General features: G+C 71.3%; 14 protein-coding genes. 6 read left to right on the top strand and 8 right to left on the bottom strand.

What is annotated here, in order from left to right:
- The first annotated feature begins 156 nt into the window (after positions 1-156).
- The 3 genes from OG899_RS18635 to nirD are packed head-to-tail and all read left to right on the top strand — an operon-like array spanning position 157 to position 4,511.
- Positions 157-1,548, top strand: coding sequence for an NAD(P)/FAD-dependent oxidoreductase (locus OG899_RS18635; protein ID WP_229813643.1), 1,392 nt, complete (start codon positions 157-159; stop codon positions 1,546-1,548).
- Positions 1,549-4,164, top strand: a complete 2,616-nt coding sequence (nirB, locus tag OG899_RS18630; protein ID WP_189427509.1) for a nitrite reductase large subunit NirB — start codon at positions 1,549-1,551, stop codon at positions 4,162-4,164.
- Positions 4,161-4,511 (top strand): nitrite reductase small subunit NirD, encoded by a 351-nt coding sequence (gene nirD, locus OG899_RS18625; protein ID WP_189427508.1) that lies wholly within the window; start codon positions 4,161-4,163, stop codon positions 4,509-4,511. Before nirB ends, nirD begins: the two co-directional genes overlap by 4 nt.
- Before the next feature lie 81 nt (positions 4,512-4,592).
- Here nirD and OG899_RS18620 read toward each other — a convergent pair whose 3' ends face one another.
- The 5 genes from OG899_RS18620 to dusB form a co-directional block, all read right to left on the bottom strand.
- Positions 4,593-5,426: a carbohydrate ABC transporter permease gene (locus OG899_RS18620; RefSeq protein WP_125497983.1), complete on the bottom strand. Its 834-nt coding sequence runs from the start codon at positions 5,424-5,426 to the stop codon at positions 4,593-4,595.
- Positions 5,419-6,303 carry a carbohydrate ABC transporter permease gene (locus OG899_RS18615; RefSeq protein WP_125497991.1) on the bottom strand — a complete coding sequence of 295 codons (885 nt, stop codon included), beginning with the start codon at positions 6,301-6,303 and terminating at the stop codon, positions 5,419-5,421. The genes OG899_RS18620 and OG899_RS18615 overlap by 8 nt, the downstream gene beginning before the upstream one ends.
- 89 nt (positions 6,304-6,392) lie before the next feature.
- Entirely contained in the window at positions 6,393-7,652 is a 1,260-nt protein-coding gene (locus OG899_RS18610; RefSeq protein ID WP_185867842.1) for an ABC transporter substrate-binding protein, read from the bottom strand.
- Positions 7,653-8,046: 394 nt separating this feature from the next.
- A complete protein-coding gene (ppdK, locus tag OG899_RS18605) occupies positions 8,047-10,794 on the bottom strand; it encodes a pyruvate, phosphate dikinase (protein WP_373296010.1) in 2,748 nt (915 codons plus the stop codon).
- A gap of 676 nt (positions 10,795-11,470) precedes the next feature.
- Positions 11,471-12,610, bottom strand: a complete 1,140-nt coding sequence (gene dusB, locus OG899_RS18600; protein ID WP_189427507.1) for a tRNA dihydrouridine synthase DusB — start codon at positions 12,608-12,610, stop codon at positions 11,471-11,473.
- A 79-nt stretch (positions 12,611-12,689) separates the two neighbouring features.
- On the opposite strand from dusB, the gene OG899_RS18595 reads away from it, so the two are divergent.
- Positions 12,690-14,135: an MFS transporter gene (locus OG899_RS18595; RefSeq protein WP_125497980.1), complete on the top strand. Its 1,446-nt coding sequence runs from the start codon at positions 12,690-12,692 to the stop codon at positions 14,133-14,135.
- 48 nt (positions 14,136-14,183) lie between these two features.
- On the opposite strand, the gene OG899_RS18590 is transcribed toward OG899_RS18595, so the two are convergent.
- Both OG899_RS18590 and OG899_RS18585 read right to left on the bottom strand, forming a co-directional pair.
- Complete coding sequence (locus OG899_RS18590) at positions 14,184-14,774, bottom strand: TetR family transcriptional regulator (protein ID WP_125497979.1); 591 nt, start codon at positions 14,772-14,774, stop codon at positions 14,184-14,186.
- 38 nt (positions 14,775-14,812) lie between these two features.
- Positions 14,813-15,817, bottom strand: a complete 1,005-nt coding sequence (locus OG899_RS18585) for an aldo/keto reductase (RefSeq protein ID WP_125497989.1) — start codon at positions 15,815-15,817, stop codon at positions 14,813-14,815.
- A 156-nt stretch (positions 15,818-15,973) separates the two neighbouring features.
- Between OG899_RS18585 and OG899_RS18580 the strand changes: the two genes are divergently transcribed.
- Entirely contained in the window at positions 15,974-17,035 is a 1,062-nt protein-coding gene (locus OG899_RS18580) for a chitinase (RefSeq protein WP_125497978.1), read from the top strand.
- A 126-nt stretch (positions 17,036-17,161) separates the two neighbouring features.
- Here OG899_RS18580 and OG899_RS18575 read toward each other — a convergent pair whose 3' ends face one another.
- Positions 17,162-18,544, bottom strand: a complete 1,383-nt coding sequence (locus OG899_RS18575) for a glycine--tRNA ligase (RefSeq protein ID WP_189427506.1) — start codon at positions 18,542-18,544, stop codon at positions 17,162-17,164.
- A 185-nt stretch (positions 18,545-18,729) separates the two neighbouring features.
- Here OG899_RS18575 and OG899_RS18570 point away from each other — a divergent pair, with 185 nt between their 5' ends.
- Positions 18,730-19,689, top strand: a complete 960-nt coding sequence (locus OG899_RS18570) for a metal ABC transporter substrate-binding protein (RefSeq protein WP_125497976.1) — start codon at positions 18,730-18,732, stop codon at positions 19,687-19,689.

Raw genomic sequence — 19,689 nt, 5'->3', positions numbered from 1 at the left:
CACTGGTCGAGCCGCCCCATGCAGCGCCCCTCACAGCGGCTGCCCGCGTCGCCCGAGCCTGCTCACATTCCCGCCCCTCCCCCGCTGAGCGCAGCGTTCCGGACGGGAAACAGAGGTGATGCGGCCGGGTAACGTCCACGCAGCACGCTGCCGTGCATGACCTCGAACGCGCGCGTGGTGGTGATCGGCGCCGGCCTGGCGGGGGTGACCCTGGCCCGGCGGCTCGCCGAGCTGGGCACACAGGCGCTGGTCGTCGGCGACGAGGAGCACCCTCCGTACAACCGGGTGCTGCTCGCCGAGGTGCTGGCCGGCCGGTACGGCCCCGAGGTGATCGCACTGCCGGCGCCGGCGGAGCTGGCCCGGGGCCGGGTCACCGCCATCGACCGGGCCGCGCGCACCGTGCACTGCGCCGACGGCACCTCGATCGGCTACGGCACGCTCGTGCTGGCCACCGGCTCCAACCCGGTGCTGCCCGCGCTGCCGGGCCTGTTCGCCCGCGGCCGCGGGCTGCCCGAGGGCGTCCACGCCTTCCGCACCCTGGACGACTGCCTGCGGCTGTCCGCGGCCGTCCGGCCGGGGGTGCGGGCGGTGGTCGTCGGCGGCGGGCTGCTCGGTGTGTCCGCGGCCCGCGCCCTGGCGGTGCGCGGCGCCCAGGTGCTCCTCGCCCAGCAGGCCGGGCGGCTCTTGGAACGCCAGCTCGACCCGGACGCGTCCGCGCTGGTCGAACGGCATCTGACCGGGCTGGGCGTCGAGGTGCACACCGAGTGCCGGGTACGGGACGTGCACTGCTCCGACGGCGCGGTCCGGTCGGTGCGACTGGCCGACGGCTATGCGCTCGACACCGACCTGGTCGTCCTGGCCTGCGGGGTGCGCCCGCGCACCCGGCTCGCCGAGGAGGCGGGGCTCGCCGTCCGGCAGGGGATCGTCGTCGACGACGAGCTGCGCACCAGCGACCCGCGCATCCGTGCCGTCGGGGACTGCGCCGAGCACGACGGCACCGTGTACGGCCTCGCCGCACCCGCCCTCGACCAGGCCGGCGTCCTCGCCGACCTGCTCTCCGGCACCCGCACCACCACCCGCTACACCGGCACCCGGTCCCTCACCCGCCTCACCCTGACCGCGCCCGGGCCCCTTCCCGCACCCGCACGGTCGACCGGCGGACCGGCCGTCACCGCACCGGCCACCGGTACCGTCACCGCACCCGGCGTCCCGGCCGCCACCACCGAACCGGCCCCTGGCACCCCCGCACCCACCACCCGGCCCGCACCCTCACCCGCCGGCACCCCCACCCCCTCCCCCGCCGCCCTGGACGTCGCCGCCTTCGGCGAGACGGTCCCGCTGCCCGGTGACGACGTGGTGCGGCTCGCCGATGCCACCCGCGGCACCTACCGGAAGGTCGTCGTCCGCGGTGACCGCCTGGTGGGCGGGGTGCTGGTCGGCGAACTCGGCACCGTCGGCACGCTCGCCCGGGCCTGGGAGTCGGCGGAGCCGCTCCCGGCGGAGGGCGGCGGGCTGCTTCATCTGCTCACCACCGTTGGAGGCTCCTGAATGTCCACGGACACCCGCGCGGACACCCCGACGATCGTCCTCGTCGGCCACGGCATGGTCGGCCAGCGCTTCCTTCAGGCGCTCGCCGAGCGCGGCCTGACCGCGACGCACCGCGTGGTCGTGCTGGGCGAGGAGTCGCGCCCCGCCTACGACCGGGTCCAGCTCACCTCGTACTTCTCCGGCCGGACGCCCGAGGAGCTGTCCCTGACCGACCCGCGGTTCCTCGCCGACCACGGGATCGAGCTGCACCTCGGCGACCCGGTCGAGACGATCGACCGGGAGCGGCGCACCGTCACCACCCGCTCCGGGCGGGTCGTCGGCTACGACACGCTGGTGCTGGCCACCGGTTCGGTGCCGTTCGTGCCGCCGGTGCCGGGCAAGGACGCCACCGGCTGCTTCGTCTACCGGACCGTCGACGATCTGCTCGCCGTCGAGGAGTACGCCCGGACCAGGGCCCGCACCGGTGCCGTCGTGGGCGGCGGCCTGCTGGGCCTGGAGGCGGCCGGGGCGCTCAAGGGACTCGGGCTCGAGACGCACATCGTGGAGTTCGCGCCGCGGCTGATGCCGGTGCAGGTCGACGAGGGCGGCGGGGCGGCACTGCTGCGCACCGTCGAGGGCATGGGGCTGACCGTGCACACCGGCGCGGGCACCCAGGAGATCCTCACCGACGCCGACGGCGCGGTGCGCGGCATGAAACTGTCGGACGGATCGCAGATCGCCACGGACATGGTGGTGTTCTCCGCCGGTGTCCGCCCGCGCGACCAGCTGGGCCGCCAGTGCGGCCTCGAGGTCGGCGAACGCGGCGGCATCGCCGTGGACGCGCAGTGCCGCACGGTCACCGACCCGCGGGTGTTCGCGATCGGCGAGTGCGCGCTGGCGGTGGACGGCCGGGTGTACGGGCTGGTGGCGCCCGGCTACGAGCAGGCGGAGACCGCGGCGGCCGCCCTCGCCGGCGACGAGGCGGCGTTCACCGGCGCCGATCTGTCCACCAAGCTGAAACTGCTCGGCGTGGACGTGGCCTCCTTCGGCGACGCGCACGGCACCGGCGAGGACTGCCTGGAGGTGGTCTACTCCGACTCGCGGGCGGGCCTGTACAAGAAGCTGGTCGTCGGCCGGGACGGCACGCTGCGCGGCGGCATCCTGGTCGGGGACGCGGAGGCGTACGGCACGCTGCGGGCGCTGGTCGGCTCGGTCCCGCCGGTCGCCCCCGAGTCGCTGGTGCTGCCCGCCGGTGCGGGCGCCCCGGCGCAGCTCGGCCCGGCGGCCCTGCCGGACGACGCGGTGATCTGCTCCTGCCACAACGTCACCAAGGGCACGATCCGCGGCGCGGTCACCGAGCACCGGTGCACCTCGGTGCCCGAGGTGAAGAAGTGCACCCGGGCCGGCACCGGCTGCGGCTCCTGCGTGAAGGTGCTCACCCAGCTGGTCGACGCCGAGCTGGCGGCGAACGGCGTGGAGGTCGACACGGGGCTGTGCGGCTGCTTCCCGCAGACCCGGCAGGAGCTGTACGAGATCGTGCGGGCGCTGCGGCTGACGTCGTACGAGGAGCTGCTGGACCGCTACGGCCGCGAGGAGGCGCGCGGCGGCGACGGCTGCGAGGTGTGCAAGCCGGCGGTGGCCTCCGTCATCGCCTCGCTGGCCCCGGTGATCGGCGCGAGCGGGTACGTGCTGGACGACGAGCAGGCCGCGCTGCAGGACACCAACGACCACTTCCTGGCCAACCTGCAGAAGAACGGCTCGTACTCGGTGGTGCCGCGCATCCCGGGCGGTGAGATCGCACCGGAGAAACTGATCGTCCTCGGGGAGATCGCCCGGGACTTCGGCCTCTACACGAAGATCACCGGCGGCCAGCGCATCGACATGTTCGGCGCCCGCGTCGAGCAGCTGCCGCTGATCTGGGCGCGGCTGGTGGACGCCGGTTTCGAGTCGGGGCACGCCTACGGCAAGTCGCTGCGCACGGTGAAGTCCTGCGTGGGCTCCACCTGGTGCCGGTACGGGGTGCAGGACTCGGTCCGGATGGCGATCGATCTGGAGCTGCGCTACCGGGGGCTGCGTTCCCCGCACAAGCTGAAGGCGGCCGTCTCCGGCTGCGCCCGGGAGTGCGCGGAGGCCCGCGGGAAGGACTTCGGGGTGATCGCCACCGCGAACGGCTGGAACCTGTACGTCGGCGGCAACGGCGGCGCCACACCGCGCCACGCCGACCTGCTCGCGCAGGATCTGTCGGACGCGGAGCTGGTGCGCCTGATCGACCGGTTCCTGATGTTCTATCTGCGCACCGCGGACCGTCTGGAGCGCACCAGTGCGTGGCTGGAGCGGATCCCGGGCGGCCTGGACCATGTGCGGGACGTGGTGGTGCACGACTCGCTCGGCATCTGCGACGAGCTGGAGTCGATGATGGCCGCGCATGTCGCGAACTACCGCGACGAGTGGGCTCGGACCCTGGAGGACCCGGAGAAACTGGCCCGGTTCGTGTCGTTCGTGAACGCCCCCGACACCCCCGACCCGGTCGTCGGCTTCGTGCCCGAGCGGGACCAGATGAAGCCCGACCTGCCGCTGCTGTCGATCGGCCTGCGGCGTAGTGAGGACGACGTTCTGGAAGGAAGCGCTCAGCGATGACCCTGGCAGTCGAGACCCTTCAGGCGACGGTGCAGCTCCGGCTCGGCGACGACTGGTTCACGGTGTGCGGGCTGGACACCCTGCTGCCCGGCCGCGGTGTGGCGGCGCTGCTGCCGGACGGCCGGCAGGCGGCCGTCTTCCGTGACCGTGCGGGCCGCCTGTACGCCGTCGACAACCGTGACCCCTTCACCGGCGCCGCCGTCCTCTCGCGCGGTTTGACCGGCACCCACCGGGGCCGTCCGTTCGTCACCTCGCCGCTGCTCAAGCAGCGGTTCGACCTGATCACGGGCGAGTGCCTGGACGACGAGACCGTGCGGGTGACGGCGTACCGGGTCCGGGTGGCGTGACCGCACGCCGGGCCGGCACCACAGGGGTGGGGTGCCGGCCCGGTCGTGGCAAAGGGCGGCGGGAGGCGGCCCTCGGGATGCTCAGTCGATGCCGGAGCGTTCCACCCCGGCCACGATCCACCGCTGGAAGCACAGGAAGACCAGCAGCAGCGGCAGGATCGACACGGCGGCCGCCAGGAACAGCTCGTGCAGGCGGACCACCTGGGCGGTGGTGAACGACGACAGGGCGACCTGCACCGTCCAGGCGCTCTGGTCCTGCCCGATGACCAGCGGCCACAGGAAGGAGTTCCAGGCGCCGATGAACACGATCGTGCCGACGGCCGCGAACACCGGGCGGGCGTTGGGCACGACGACGTACCAGTACGTCCGCCACGGGCCGAGCCCGTCCACCTGTGCCGCGTCCTCCAGCTCCCGCGGGAAACCCAGGAAGTACTGGCGGAAGACGAAACAGGCGAACGCCGAGAACAGCGTGGGCACGATCAGGCCGCGCAGGGTGGAGATCCAGCCGAGCGTGGACACCAGCACGAAGCTGGGCACGAAGGTGACGGCGGCGGGCACCATCAGGGTGCCGAGGACAGCGTAGAAGACCTTGTCGGCGTGGCGGTAGGGGATGCGGGCGAACCCGTAGCCGGCGAGCGAGGCCAGCAGCACGGTCCCGGCGGTGGTGGCGACCGCGATCAGCGCCGAGTTCAGCAGGGAGCGGGCGAACGGCACGGAGGGGTCCTCGAACAGCTCCCGGACGTTGTCCCAGTGCAGCTCGGAGGGGAACAGCGTCCACTCGGGCGAGGTGATGTCCTGCTCGGACGACAGGCCGTTGCGCACCAGCAGATAGAACGGGATCAGGAACAGCACGGCGAGCACGATCAGCACGACGAGCCGCAGCGCGCGCCCGGCCCGCACCAGGGCGTCATCCATCCGCGTTCCTCCTTCCCAGCCCGAACCAGCGGGCCTGGCCGACCGTGACGACGCCGATGATCAGCGCGAGGATCACCGCGCCGGCGCTGCCCAGGCCGAGGTTCTGCCCCTGGCCGAGCGCGGTGTAGTACAGGTACACCAGCGGCGGGCGGGCGTAGGGCGGGTAGCCGCGTGCGTCGGAGAGCAGGTTGTAGAACTCGTCGAAGGCCTGGAAGGCGTTGACGACGAGCAGCAGCACCACCGCCACCGAGGTGGCCCGCAGCTGCGGCAGGGTGATGTGGCGCAGCACCTGCCAGCCGGGGCGGGCGCCGTCCACGGCGGCGGCCTCGTACAGCACCGGGTCGATCCGCTGCAGCCCCGCCAGGAACAGGATCATGTAGAAGCCGGCCTGGAGCCACAGCCGCACGGTGACCACGACCAGCCAGTACCAGGGCGGGTCGGTGGTGGACAGCCAGGCGACCGGTTCGGCGCCGAAGAAGTCCAGGACGGTGTTGGCCAGGCCGAACCGGACCCCGTTGAAGATCGACATCTTCCAGATCAGGGCGGCGACGACATAGCTGCACGCGGCGGGCAGGAAGAACACCGACCGGAAGAACGCCCGCAGCCGGCGCACCCGGTTGACCATCAGGGCGAGCGCCAGGGACAGCACATAGGTGGCCGGGACGATGAACGCCGTGAACAGCGCGAAGGTGAGCAGGCTGTCGCGGAAGGCGTCGTCCGACAGCATCGCCGTGTAGTTGTCCAGGCCGACGAAGTGCGTCGGGGTGACGGTGTTGTGGGCGTCGAAGAAGCTCAGCCACACGCTCCACAGCAACGGCACATAGGTGAACAGCGCGAGCCCGGCCGCGAACGGCCCGACGAACACCCAGAACCACAGGGCGCGCCGGCGGTGGACCGCGCGTGCGCCCGGGCTCTGCCGCGCCGCGGCCGGTGCGGCCGTGGTCCGCGCTTCGACGGTGCGCGCGCTCACGTCGTCTTCCTCTGCACCCGCCGCAGTTCGTCCGACACCTTCCCGACCACCGTCCTCAGTTCGCGCTCCGGGTCGGCGCCGTCCTTGATGATCCGGCTGAGCGCGTCCTGGTAGGCGGTCTGGGCGGCCGGCGTCCACAGCAGGGGCTGGGCCCAGCCGTGGTCGGTGGTGAAGCGCACCGCGTCGGCGGCGGCCCCGGTGCGCAGCTTGGCGGCCTTCTTCGCCAGCGACAGCCGGGCCGGGATGTGGAAGCCGTAGGAGAGCGCGAAGTCCTCCTGGTAGTCGGTGCGGTCCACCCACAGCCACTTCACGTACTCCTCGGCGGCGTCGACGTGCCGGCTGCGGGCACTGACCGCGGCCCCGTAGGCGCCGACGGGCACGGCGGGCCGGCCGGTGGAGCCGTCGGCCGGGAAGGGCAGCACGCCGAAGTCGTCGCCGAGTTCCTTCTGCACCTGGGGCAGCGCCCACAGCCCGGTCCACTGCATCGCGGTCAGCCCCTGGATGAAGGCGGAAGGGTCGGACCAGTCGGCGGGCGCGCCGAGCAGCAGGGACTTGTCGGCGTGGAGCCGGTGGAGCTTGCCGAGGGTGCGGGCGGCCGCGGGGTCGTCGAAGCCGACCGTGCCCTCGTCGGTGACGAGCCGGAGCCCGGCCGCGTACAGCGGGGTGCCGCCGAGGACGCCGGCGCCGCCGTCGTTGCCCAGGAACAGGCCCTTGACCTTGCGGGTGGTGAGCTTCTTCGCGGCGTCGACGAGCGCGTCGAGGGTGGTGGGCGGCTCCACACCGGCGTCGCGCAGCAGGCTCTTGCGGTAGTAGAGCATCTGCATGTCGATGACCTGCGGGATCGCCCAGATCTTGCCGTCGTGCCGCTTCGGGGTGAGCACCACCGGGTTGTAGTCGTCCTCCACCCCGTCCAGCAGGCCGGTGAGGTCGACGACCTGCCCGCCCTGGATCTGGTCCAGGCTGGGGCCGTTGACCTCGAAGACGTCGGGACCGGAGTCGGTGAGCAGGGCGGCGGCGGTCTGCTGGTCGTAGTTGCCCGGCCGCCACTGGACGGTGACACGGGCCTTCGTGTAGGCGGCGGCGTAGCGCTTCACCGCCTGTTCGGTGCCCGCCTCGCCGTACTGGTGGTACCAGTGCGACAGCGCCGGACCCGATCCGCCGCCGTCCCCGCGGCCGGTGTTGCTGCCGCAGGCGGTGAGCAGTCCTCCGCCCGCGGCCGCCGCGGCGGCGAGCAGTGCTCTGCGGCTGATGGTCATGGTGCGCCCCCTGACGTCGTCCTCGTCTCCACACGTGCCGGCACGTCGATGTGCGTCGTCGCACGTCGTTGTGCGTCGTTGCGCGTCGTTGCGCGTCTCGCGTCGGTCGCGTCGTGCACCCCCTGGTGCACGGCCCGACGATCGAGCATGCACCGGGATGACGACAGCGACATTGCGGCAGTGTGTATAGGCCGATGGGGGCTTCGCGCCAGTCCGCGTGTGCGAGGAGTGCCGGGCCGGAAAGGCCGCCCGGCACGGGGCGGGGGCGGCACCCCCGCACGGGTGCCGCCCCCTCTTTCCTGGGTGCCGGGATCGCCGCCGCAATCGGTTGCGAGGGTCGGGGACTGCGCCGCACGATCCCGGGGACCCACCGGTGGACGTCCTGCCCAGGCGTCTACCGGTGGTCGCTGCCCTCCGCCTGGCAGGCGGCGCGGCCGGCCTCCAGGCGGGCGACGGGGATGCGGAACGGGGAGCAGGAGACGTAGTCCAGGCCCGCCTCGTGGAAGAAGTGGACGGACTCCGGGTCGCCGCCGTGCTCGCCGCACACGCCGAGCTTGAGGTCGGGGCGGGTGGCGCGGCCGGCCGCGACAGCGGCCTTCACCAGGGAGCCGACGCCGTCCTTGTCGATCGTCTCGAACGGGGAGACGCCGAAGATGCCCTTCTCCAGGTAGGCGGTGAAGAAACTGGCCTCGACGTCGTCGCGGCTGAAGCCCCAGACCGTCTGGGTCAGGTCGTTGGTGCCGAAGGAGAAGAACTCCGCGGCCTCCGCGATCTGCCCGGCGGTGAGCGCGGCCCGCGGCAGCTCGATCATGGTGCCTATCGGCAGGCTGAGCTTCGTGCCGGTGGCGGCCTCCACCTCGGCGATGACCCGGTCGGCCTCCTCGCGGACGATCTCCAGCTCCTGGACGGTGCCCACCAGCGGGATCATGATCTCCGCGCGCGGGTCGCCCTGGGCGGCCTTGCGTTCCGCGGCGGCCTCGGCGATGGCGCGGACCTGCATGGCGAACAGACCGGGCACCACCAGGCCGAGCCGTACGCCGCGCAGGCCCAGCATCGGGTTCTGCTCGTGCAGCCGGTGCACGGCCTGCAGCAGGCGCAGCTCGTTCTCGTGCGGCTCCTGCCGGGCCTCGGCGAGCGCCACCCGCACGGACAGCTCGGTGATGTCGGGCAGGAACTCGTGCAGCGGCGGGTCCAGCAGACGGATCGTCACCGGCAGCCCGTCCATCGCCTCGAAGAGTTCCACGAAGTCCTGCTTCTGCAGCGGCAGCAGGGCCTTCAGGGACGCGTCGCGCTCCTCCTCGGTGTCGGCCAGGATCAGACGCTCCACCAGTTCGCGCCGGTCGCCGAGGAACATGTGCTCGGTGCGGCACAGGCCGATGCCCTGGGCGCCGAACCGGCGGGCGCGCAGCGCGTCCTCGGCGTTGTCGGCGTTGGCCCGCACCCGCAGCCGGCGCGTGCGGTCGGCGAAGGACATCATCCGGTGCACGGCCTCGACCAGCTCGTCGGCGTCCTCGGCACCGGGGTGCATCCGGCCCTCGAAGTACTCCACGACCGGGGAGGGCACCACCGGGACCTCGCCCAGGTAGACCTTTCCGGTGGAGCCGTCGATGGAGATGACGTCGCCCTCCTCGACGACCTGCCCGCCGGGCACGGTCATGCGGCGCCGCTTGGTGTCGACCTCCAGCTCCTCCGCGCCGCACACACAGGTCTTGCCCATGCCGCGGGCGACCACGGCCGCGTGGGAGGTCTTGCCGCCGCGGCTGGTCAGGATGCCCTCGGCGGCGATCATGCCGTCGAGGTCGTCGGGGTTGGTCTCGCGGCGCACCAGGATGACCTTCTCCCCGGAGCGGGACCACTTGACGGCGGTGTAGGAGTCGAAGACCGCCTTGCCGACCGCCGCGCCGGGCGAGGCGGCGATGCCCCGGGCGACCTGCTTGACCTCGGCGTTCTCGTCGAAGCGGGGGAACATCAGCTGGGCGAGCTGGGCGCCGGTGACCCGCTGCAGGGCCTCGGCCTCGTCGATCAGGCCCTGGTCGACCAGCTGGGTGGCGATGCGGAAGGCGGCCGCGGCGGTGCGCTTGCCGACGCGGGTCTGCAGCATCCACAGCTTGCCGCGCTCGATGGTGAACTCGATGTCGCAGAGATCCTTGTAGTGGTTCTCCAGGATCTCCATGATCCGCAGGAGCTGGTCGTACGACGCCTTGTCGATGCGCTCCAGCTCGGCGAGCGGCACGGTGTTGCGGATGCCGGCGACGACGTCCTCGCCCTGCGCGTTCTGCAGGTAGTCGCCGTAGACGCCCTGCTGGCCGGAGGCGGGGTCGCGGGTGAAGGCGACACCGGTGCCGGAGTCGGGGCCGAGGTTGCCGAAGACCATGGAGCAGACGTTGACGGCGGTGCCCAGGTCGTGCGGGATGCGTTCCTGGCGGCGGTAGAGCTTGGCGCGCTCGCCGTTCCAGGACTCGAAGACCGCCCTGATCGCGAGGTCCATCTGCTCGCGCGGGTCCTGGGGGAAGGCCCGGCCGGTCTCCTTCTCGACGATCTTCTTGAAGGCGGTGACCAGCTTCTTCAGGTCCTCGGCGTCCAGGTCGGTGTCGACCGTGACCTTCTTGGCGGCCTTGGCCGCGTCCAGGGCCTCCTCGAACAGGTCGCCGTCGACGCCGAGGACGGTCTTGCCGAACATCTGGATGAGCCGGCGGTAGGAGTCCCAGGCGAACCGCTCGTCGCCGGCCTGCCGGGCCAGGCCCTCCACCGACGCGTCGGACAGGCCGATGTTGAGGACGGTGTCCATCATGCCCGGCATGGAGAACTTGGCCCCGGACCGCACCGACACCAGCAGAGGGTTGTCGGGCTGGCCGAGCTTCTTGCCCATCGTCTCCTCGAGGGCGGCGAGGTGCGCACTCACCTCGTCACGCAGTGCCGCCGGCTCCTCGCCGGTGGCCAGGTAGACCTTGCAGGCCTCGGTGGTGATGGTGAACCCGGGCGGGACCGGCAGACCCAGTCGGGTCATTTCGGCGAGATTCGCACCCTTTCCACCGAGAAGGTCTTTGAGGTCCTTGTTGCCCTCCGTGAAGTCGTAGACGAACTTCACGTCCTCAACACGACGGCCCGGCGCGGTGCCGTGGAGATCTTTGTTTTCCGACACGGGTCTCGACTCCTCGAGGACGCGGTGGCTGCCCTGACGGCGAGGAACATACCCAGATCGAAGGCATCTGGGGAGGCTCACAAGGAGGTCCGGAGGCCGTAACCACTCGCCCGCCAGCGGATCGAAAGCGATGGGGTGGCACCGCCCCGAGACGGAGCGTCTTCACTTCTCGAACGCACGCCCCTGCGCCGCGACGACTTCTCCGCTCATCTGAGCACCTCCCGGCACGATTGGTATTCGATCGATGAACGATCAGAGCATGACACTCAGTGCCACCCATTGGAGAAGTGCAGCCAGACATGATCCGCTCATCTGAGCACTCCCCCTATCAAGGGTGGCGAGAATCACGCTGCCACAGACCGCCGGATTCCACCATGCGGACGGGTCCCGACAGCCCTCCGCCGGCCCACGGACAGCCCGGCGGCACCCCCGGACGGGTCCCGGCAGCCCGGCTCCGGCCCCCCGCCGGCACCGGGAGGCGGTCCACCGCGGGACGGGGGCCTGGCGCACGGCCCCGTCGGCCGCCGTGCGCACACCCGCGACCGGGCGCGGCGACCCCGCGCACCCGGACCCGCACCACACCAGTGGCGGGCCTTTCCGCAAGGCCCGCCACTTCACCTGACGCAGAGGGGAGCCGGAGCCCTGCCGGGATCCCGGCGACTCCGGTGCGACGCGCTCAGCCGCCGGAGGTGTCCAGCTCCGCGTCCTCGCCGACGCCCGCGCAGTCGTAGGGGTCGTTCAGCCAGCCGTCCGGCAGGACGACGCGGTTGGTGCCGGAGGTGCGGCCGCGGGGGCCGTCGGCGCCGGCCGGCCACGGCTGGTCCAGGTCCAGCTCGTCCAGGCCCGCCCGCAGCTCCTCCAGGCAGGAGGTGACCGCCAGCCGCCTGCGCATCTCGGAGCCGACCGAGAAGCCCTTCAGGTACCAGGCGACATGCTTGCGGAAGTCGACGACGCCGCGGGACTCGTCGCCGATCCACTCGCCGAGCAGCGTGGCGTGCCGGACCATGACGTCGGCGACCTCGCGCAGCGTGGGCCGCACCCGCTCCTCGCGCCCCTCGAAGGCGGCCACCAGGTCGGCGAACAACCACGGCCGGCCCAGGCAGCCGCGGCCGACGACCACGCCGTCGCAGCCGGTCTCGCGCACCATGCGCAGCGCGTCCTCGGCGGACCAGATGTCGCCGTTGCCGAGCACCGGGATCTCCGGGACGTGCTCCTTCAGCCGGGCGATGGCGTCCCAGTCGGCGGTGCCGCCGTAGTGCTGGGCGGTGGTGCGGCCGTGCAGGGCGATCGCCGTGACGCCCTCCTCCACGGCGATCCGGCCCGCGTCGAGGTAGGTGAGATGGTCGTCGTCGATGCCCTTGCGCATCTTCATGGTGACCGGCAGGCCGCCCGCACCGGCGACCGCCTCGCGCAGGATGGCGCGCAGCAGGTTCCGCTTGTAGGGCAGGGCGGAGCCGCCGCCCTTGCGGGTGACCTTGGGCACCGGGCAGCCGAAGTTCAGGTCGATGTGGTCGGCGAGGCCCTCCTCCGCGATCATGCGGACGGCCTTGCCGACGGTCGCCGGGTCGACACCGTACAGCTGGATCGAGCGCGGCTGCTCACTGGCGTGGAAGGTGATCAGCTGCATGGTCTTGTCGTTGCGCTCGACCAGGGCCCGCGTGGTGATCATTTCGCTGACGAACAGGCCCTTGCCGCCCGAGAACTCCCGGCACAGCCTGCGGAACGGCGCGTTGGTGATGCCGGCCATGGGCGCCAGGACGACGGGCGGCTGGACGGTGTGCGGGCCGATCTGCAGAGGGGATGCGGGCGTGGGCATGCAGTCATTGTCGCGCACCCGTACCGCACCCCGGGCATGTCATTAGTTAACCGCACTAATGTCGACTACACTGGCGGCCATGCCCGACCTGAGTCACCGACGGCGTCTGCTGGTCCTCGCGATCTGCTGCATGAGCCTGTTGATCGTGAGCCTGGACAACACCGTGCTGAACGTCGCTCTGCCCTCCCTGCAGCGCGATCTGCACGCGAGCACGTCGGGTCTGCAGTGGACGATCGACGCCTACACACTGGTGCTGGCCGCCCTGCTGATGCTCGCCGGCTCCACGGCCGACCGCATCGGCCGCAAACGGGTCTTCCTGACGGGCCTGGTGGTCTTCGGTCTGGGCTCGCTGCTGTGCTCGCTGGCCCCGAACCTGGAGCTGCTGGTCGTCTTCCGCATGGTGCAGGCGGTGGGCGGTTCGATGCTCAACCCGGTCGCCATGTCGATCATCACCAACACCTTCACCGACCCGCGCGAGCGCGCCCGGGCGATCGGCGTGTGGGGCGCGGTGGTCGGCATCTCGATGGCGGCCGGACCGCTGGTCGGCGGGCTGCTGGTGGAGTCGGTCGGCTGGCGCTCGATCTTCTGGATCAACCTGCCCGTCGCCCTCGTCGCGATCCTGCTCACCCTGCGCTTCGTGCCCGAGTCCCGGGCGCCGAAGGCCCGCCGCTTCGACCCGGTCGGCCAGGTGCTCGTCGTCGCCCTGTTCGGCTCCTTGACGTACGCGATCATCGAGGCGCCGCACGCGAGGGCGGGCACGGTGCTGCCCTTCGCCGCGATCGCGTTCCTCGCCCTGCTGGCCCTGGCCCGGTACGAGCCGCGGCGCACCGAGCCGCTGATCGACCTGCGCTTCTTCCGTTCGGCGCCGTTCAGCGGGGCCACCGTGATAGCGGTGTGCGGCTTCGCCGCCCTGGGCGGGTTCCTGTTCCTGTCCACGCTCTACCTGCAGAACGTGCGCGGTCTGGACGCGCTGCACGCCGGTCTGTGGATGCTGCCGATGGCGGTGCCGACCCTGCTGTGCGCCCCGCTGTCCGGGCGGCTCGTCGGCAGCCGGGGGCCGCGGCTTCCGCTGCTGATCGCCGGGTGCGCGATCACGACGAGCACGGTGCTGTTCGCCGCGTTCCAGGCCGAGACGTCCAATCTGACACTCACCCTCGGCTACCTGCTGTTCGGCATCGGCTTCGGCTTCGTCAACGCGCCCATCACCAACAGCGCCGTCTCCGGCATGCCGCGCTCCCAGGCCGGCGTGGCCGCGGCCGTCGCCTCCACCAGCCGGCAGCTCGGGTCGACGCTCGGCGTCGCGGTGGTCGGCGCCCTCCTCGCCTCCGGCGTCGGCTCGTCCTCCTACCGGGACGTGTTCGTCACGGCCGCGCAGCCCGGCTGGTGGGTGCTGGTGGCCTGCGGTGTGCTGGTGCTGGTGCTGGGCGCGGTCACCTCCAGCCGCTGGGCCCGCAGGACGGCCCAGGCCACGGCCGAGCGCCTGAAGGAGCACGAGGTCCGCGAGGCCGCCGGCGTCGGGGCCTGACCCCTGCGGCGTCCGGCCCGCCCCCTCGGACCGAACGGCCCGGTCCGGTCAGGCGGCCAGGCCCCGCAGCAGCAGGTCCAGGACGGAGTCGAGCTCGTCCCGGATCTCCGGCCGCGTCCACTCCCGCGCATGGCACGGATCGTGGAAGTGTGCGGTGGCGCGGAAGAGCGCACGGGCCACGGACGCCGGGTCGCCGGGAGCGAAGACACCGGACGCCATGCCCGCTTCGACGATCCGGGTCAGCTGGGCGACCAGCTCGGCTATGTGCGCGCCGACCACCTCCCCGTTCTCGTCGGTGAGCACGGAGTAGGTGGCGAACAGCTCGGGGTCGGCGCCGGCCTTGTCGCGCTTGGCCTCGAACAGCTGCCGGAACCAGTCCCGCAGCCGCAGCGCGGGGGCGCGTTCCCCGTCGTCGGCTGTCGCGGCCAGGGCTCGGGAGGTGCGGTCCAGCCACCGCTTGGTCACCGCTGCGCGCAGCTCCGCCTTGGTGCGGAAGTGCCGGTAGACGCTGCCGTGACTGACACCCAGCGCCCGGGCCACGTCCACCACCGTGGCCTTCGCCGGCCCGTGCCGGCGCAGCACCTCCTCGGTCGCCTCCAGGATGCGCTCGGCCGTCAGGGTCTCGGTGGTGGGTGACATGCCATAGACCGTACCCCGGCGCCCGGCGGGTGCCGGGCTCAGCGTTCGCTGTCCAGGTGGGCCATCTGCGGCACCGGGTAGCGCTCGCCGGCGGCCGCGCCCGGCGGGACGGCCTCCTCGATCGCGGCGAGGTCGGCCTCGTCCAGCGTCACCTCCAGTGCGCCGAGCGCCTCCGCCAGCCGCTCTCGGGTGCGGGCGCCGATCAGCGGCACGATGTCCTCGCCGCGCGAAAGCACCCAGGCGATGGCGATCTGCGCGACGCTCACGCCCTTGCCGTCGGCGACCTTGCGCAGCGCCTCGACCAGGGCCAGGTTGTGCCGGAGGTTCTCGCCCTGGAAGCGGGGCGAGTGGGCGCGGAAGTCGGTGGGCGACAGCTTCCGGTCGGCGCGGAAGTGCCCGGAGATCAGGCCGCGGGACAGCACGCCGTAGGCGGTGACGGCGATGCCCAGCTCGCGGGTGGTGGGCAGGATCCGCTCCTCGATGCCGCGGGAGAGCAGCGAGTACTCGATCTGCAGGTCGCTGATGGGTGCGGTGGCCGCGGCCCGCCGAACGGTGTCGGCGCCGGCCTCGCTGAGGCCGATGTGCCGCACGTAGCCCTTCTCGACCAGCTCGGCGATCGCGCCGACCGTCTCCTCGATGGGCACCGCGGGGTCGACCCGGGCGATCCGGTAGACGTCGATGTGATCCACGCCGAGGCGCTGCAGGGAGTAGGCGGCGAAGTTCTTCACGGCGGCCGGGCGGCCGTCGAAGCCGGTCCAGCCGCCGTCCGGGTCGCGCAGGGCGCCGAACTTCACGCTGATCAGGGCCTGTTCGCGGCGGGCGGCGGGGGCGGTGCGCAGGGCCTCGCCGATGAGCATCTCGTTGTGGCCCATGCCGTAGAAGTCGCCGGTGTCCAGCAGGGTCACGCCCGCCTCCAGGGCGGCGTGAACGGTGGCGATCGACTCGCTCCGGTCCGCCTCCCCGTACAGCGCGGACATGCCCATGCAGCCGAGTCCGAGAGCGGAGACCCGGGGGCCGGTGGTACCGAGGGTTCGGGTGTGCATCGTCATGCCCCCACCCTCGCATGACAAATGACAGATTTCAATATCTGTCATTTGTCGCTCGATGGCGACACTGGTCCAGACCTCTTGACGAAAGGTCTGGACCAGAGCACTGTCATGCCTACGACACCGTCGGACCCGCACCCTTCGGGAGACCGCATGCTCCGCAGAACCCTGCGCGCGTTCACCGCCGCCGTGGCGACCGCCTGTCTGGCGCCGCTCGCCCTCGTCCTCGCCCCCGCCGCCTCGGCCGCGCCCGCCGACGACACCTGCGCCGTGAAGCCGAAACCCGAGGGCAAGGTGCTGCAGGGCTACTGGGAGAACTGGGACGGCGCCGCCAACGGCGTCCACCCGCCCTTCGGCTGGACCCCGATCACCGACGCCCGCATCGGCGAGCACGGCTACAACGTGATCAACGCCGCCTTCCCCGTGATCCGCTCCGACGGCACCGCGCTGTGGGAGGACGGCATGGACACGAACGTGAAGGTGCCCACGCCCGCGGAGATGTGCGCGGCCAAGGCGGCCGGGCAGACGATCCTGCTGTCCATCGGCGGCGCGACGGCCGGCATCGACCTGACCTCCACCGCGGTCGCCGACCGGTTCGTCGAGACCATCGTGCCGATCCTGCAGAAGTACAACTTCGACGGCATCGACATCGACATCGAGACCGGCCTGACCGGCAGCGGGAACATCGATCAGCTGTCGGTGTCCCAGGCCAACCTGATCCGCATCATCGACGGCATCCTCGACCGGATGCCGCCCCAGTTCGGCCTGACGATGGCCCCCGAGACCGCCTATGTCACCGGCGGCAGCGTCACCTACGGCTCGATCTGGGGCGCCTATCTGCCGATCATCAAGAAGTACGCCGACAACGGCCGGCTGTGGTGGCTGAACATGCAGTACTACAACGGCAGCATGTACGGCTGCTCCGGCGACAGCCACGCGGCCGGCACCGTGGAGGGATTCATCGCCCAGACGGACTGCCTGGACAAGGGGCTGGTGGTGCAGGGCACGACGATCAGGGTGCCCTACGACAAGCAGGTCCCCGGCCTGCCGGCCCAGCAGGGCGCGGGCGGCGGATACCTGGATCCCTCGCTCGTCGCCCAGGCCTGGCAGCACTACGGCTCCTCGCTCAAGGGCCTGATGACCTGGTCCGTCAACTGGGACGGGGCACGGGACTGGACCTTCGGCGACAACGTCAAGGCCCTGCAGGGCCGCTGACCGGCCCGGACACGGGTCGTGAGCGGTGCGCACACGACCCGCTCACGACCCTCGGAACGCACGAACGCCGTGCGGCCACCGGATGCACCGGCGGCCGCACGGCGTTCGTTCAGGCGTGCGGACGGATCAGCAGCCCACCAGGCGGGCGGCCAGGTAGCTCTCGATCTGGTCCAGGGAGACGCGCTCCTGCTTCATCGAGTCGCGCTCGCGGACGGTGACCGCGTTGTCCTCCAGGGTGTCGAAGTCGACGGTCACGCAGTACGGCGTGCCGATCTCGTCCTGGCGGCGGTAGCGGCGGCCGATGGCGCCCGCGTCGTCGAACTCGATGTTCCAGTGCTGGCGCAGGGTCTGGGCCAGACTCTTGGCCTTCGGGGACAGCTCCGGGTTGCGGGACAGCGGCAGCACCGCGGCCTTCACCGGGGCCAGACGGTGGTCCAGGCGCAGCACGGTACGCTTCTCCATCTTGCCCTTGGCGTTCGGGGCCTCGTCCTCGACGTAGGCGTCGAGCAGGAAGGCGAGCATGGTGCGGCCGACACCGGCCGCGGGCTCGATGACGTACGGCGTCCAGCGCTCGCCGGCCTCCTGGTCGAAGTACGACAGGTCCTGGCCGGAGGCCTTGGCGTGGGCGCTCAGGTCGTAGTCGGTGCGGTTGGCGACACCCTCCAGCTCGCCCCACTCGCTGCCGCCGAAGTTGAAGCGGTACTCGATGTCGGCGGTGCGCTTGGAGTAGTGGGAGAGCTTCTCCTTGGGGTGCTCGTACCAGCGCATGTTCTCCTCACGGAGACCCAGGCCGGTGTACCAGTTCCAGCGCTGCTCCATCCAGTACTCGTGCCACTTCTCGTCCTCGCCGGGCTTGACGAAGAACTCCATCTCCATCTGCTCGAACTCGCGGGTGCGGAAGATGAAGTTGCCCGGCGTGATCTCGTTGCGGAACGACTTGCCCATCTGGGCGATGCCGAACGGCGGCTTGCGGCGCGAGGTGGTCTGCACCTGGGCGAAGTTGGTGAAGATGCCCTGTGCGGTCTCCGGACGCAGGTAGGCGATGGAGCCGGAGTCCTGGGTCGGGCCGAGGTGGGTGGACAGCAGACCCGAGAACTGCTTGGGCTCGGTGAACTGGCCCTTGGTGCCGCAGTTGGGGCAGTTGATGTCCGCCAGGCCGTTCTCCGGGGCGCGGCCCTTCTTCTCCTCGTAGGCCTCCTCCAGGTGGTCGGCGCGGAACCGCTTGTGGCAGGAGGTGCACTCGGTCAGCGGGTCGGTGAAGGTGGCGACGTGGCCGGAGGCGACCCACACCTCGGGGGCGAGGATCACGGAGGAGTCGATACCGACGACGTCCTCGCGCGACGTCACCATGGAGCGCCACCACTGGCGCTTGATGTTCTCCTTCAGCTCGACACCCAGGGGACCGTAGTCCCAGGCGGCCCGCTGACCGCCGTAGATCTCACTGCAGGGGAAAACGAAGCCACGGCGCTTGCTCAGGCTGACGATGGTGTCGATCTTGTCGGCGGCCACGGTGCTCTCTTCAGTACGACGACGGGCGACGAAGCGAGAAACGCTTCTCAGCGAATGCTTCAGCGTACCGGCGGGGGATCCCCCTCAATCAAATCGGTGGCGGACACGGGGCCGCTCGACCCGCCCAAGGGCACCCAAACAGGGCTTGTTGACAACGGTTTCCGTTTTAGCTGAAAATGACTGTCATGAACGCTCGACGACAGCCTCTCATATCCGGCCTCGCGGCCGCGGCGGCCACGACTCTCGCGCTCGGCACCCTGGCGGCCTGTTCGACCAGCCAGGCGGCCGGCAAGGACGGCACCTACGACGTCGTCGCGTCGTTCTATCCGATGGCCTTCCTCGCCGAACGCATCGGCGGGGAGCACGTCCACGTCACCACCCTCACGCAGCCGGGCCAGGAACCGCACGACCTCGAGATCAGCGCCCGGCAGACCGCACAGCTGCAGAAGTCCGACGCGGTGCTCTACCTCAAGGGCCTGCAGCCCTCCGTCGACGAGGCCGTCGCACAGTCCGGAGTGAAGACGAAGATCGACGCCGCCTCCCTGACGTCCCTGGAGAAGCACGGCAACGAGGTCGGCGGCCACGCCGCCGTCCACGACACCCACCCCGGCGAGGACGCCGGCGCCCGGGACCCGCACATCTGGCTCGACCCGGTGCGCTACGCCCAGATCGCCGAGGGCGTCGGCAAGGCGTTCGAGAAGGGCGACCCGGAGCACGCGGCCGACTACCGCAAGAACACCGCCGCCCTGGTCGAGCAGCTCGACGAGCTGCACACCGAGTTCCGGCAGGGCCTCGCACACACCAAGAGCAAGGTCTTCATCACCACGCACGCCGCCTTCGGCTACCTCGCCGAGCGCTACGGCCTGACCGAGGAGGCCATCAACGGCCTGGACCCGGAGTCCGAGCCCAGCGCCGCCCGGGTCAAGGAGCTGGAGAAGATGGCCCGGGCCGACGGTGTGACCACGGTGTTCTACGAAACGCTGGTCAGCGACAAGACGGCGAAGACCATCGCGAAGGACGCGCATCTGAAGACCGACGTCCTGGACCCGATCGAGGGGATCACGGACGAGTCCCGGGGCACCGACTACTTCTCGGTCCAGCGGGCCAACCTCAAGGCCCTCCAGCAGGCCCTGGGGGCCCGGTGA

The sequence above is a fragment of the Streptomyces thermoviolaceus genome (assembly GCF_045209695.1).
GTDB lineage: Bacteria > Actinomycetota > Actinomycetes > Streptomycetales > Streptomycetaceae > Streptomyces > Streptomyces thermoviolaceus.
This window is presented reverse-complemented; position numbering and strand designations above follow the sequence as displayed.

Coding starts and splice junctions, on each gene's coding strand:
- OG899_RS18610 (WP_185867842.1), bottom strand. CDS start 7,652: ATGACCATCAGCCGCAGAGCACTGCTCGCCGCCGCGGCGGCCGCGGGC.
- OG899_RS18635 (WP_229813643.1), top strand. CDS start 157: ATGACCTCGAACGCGCGCGTGGTGGTGATCGGCGCCGGCCTGGCGGGG.
- OG899_RS18585 (WP_125497989.1), bottom strand. CDS start 15,817: ATGCACACCCGAACCCTCGGTACCACCGGCCCCCGGGTCTCCGCTCTC.
- dusB (WP_189427507.1), bottom strand. CDS start 12,610: ATGCCCACGCCCGCATCCCCTCTGCAGATCGGCCCGCACACCGTCCAG.
- nirB (WP_189427509.1), top strand. CDS start 1,549: ATGTCCACGGACACCCGCGCGGACACCCCGACGATCGTCCTCGTCGGC.
- nirD (WP_189427508.1), top strand. CDS start 4,161: ATGACCCTGGCAGTCGAGACCCTTCAGGCGACGGTGCAGCTCCGGCTC.
- OG899_RS18590 (WP_125497979.1), bottom strand. CDS start 14,774: ATGTCACCCACCACCGAGACCCTGACGGCCGAGCGCATCCTGGAGGCG.
- OG899_RS18580 (WP_125497978.1), top strand. CDS start 15,974: ATGCTCCGCAGAACCCTGCGCGCGTTCACCGCCGCCGTGGCGACCGCC.
- OG899_RS18570 (WP_125497976.1), top strand. CDS start 18,730: ATGAACGCTCGACGACAGCCTCTCATATCCGGCCTCGCGGCCGCGGCG.
- OG899_RS18620 (WP_125497983.1), bottom strand. CDS start 5,426: ATGGATGACGCCCTGGTGCGGGCCGGGCGCGCGCTGCGGCTCGTCGTG.
- OG899_RS18595 (WP_125497980.1), top strand. CDS start 12,690: ATGCCCGACCTGAGTCACCGACGGCGTCTGCTGGTCCTCGCGATCTGC.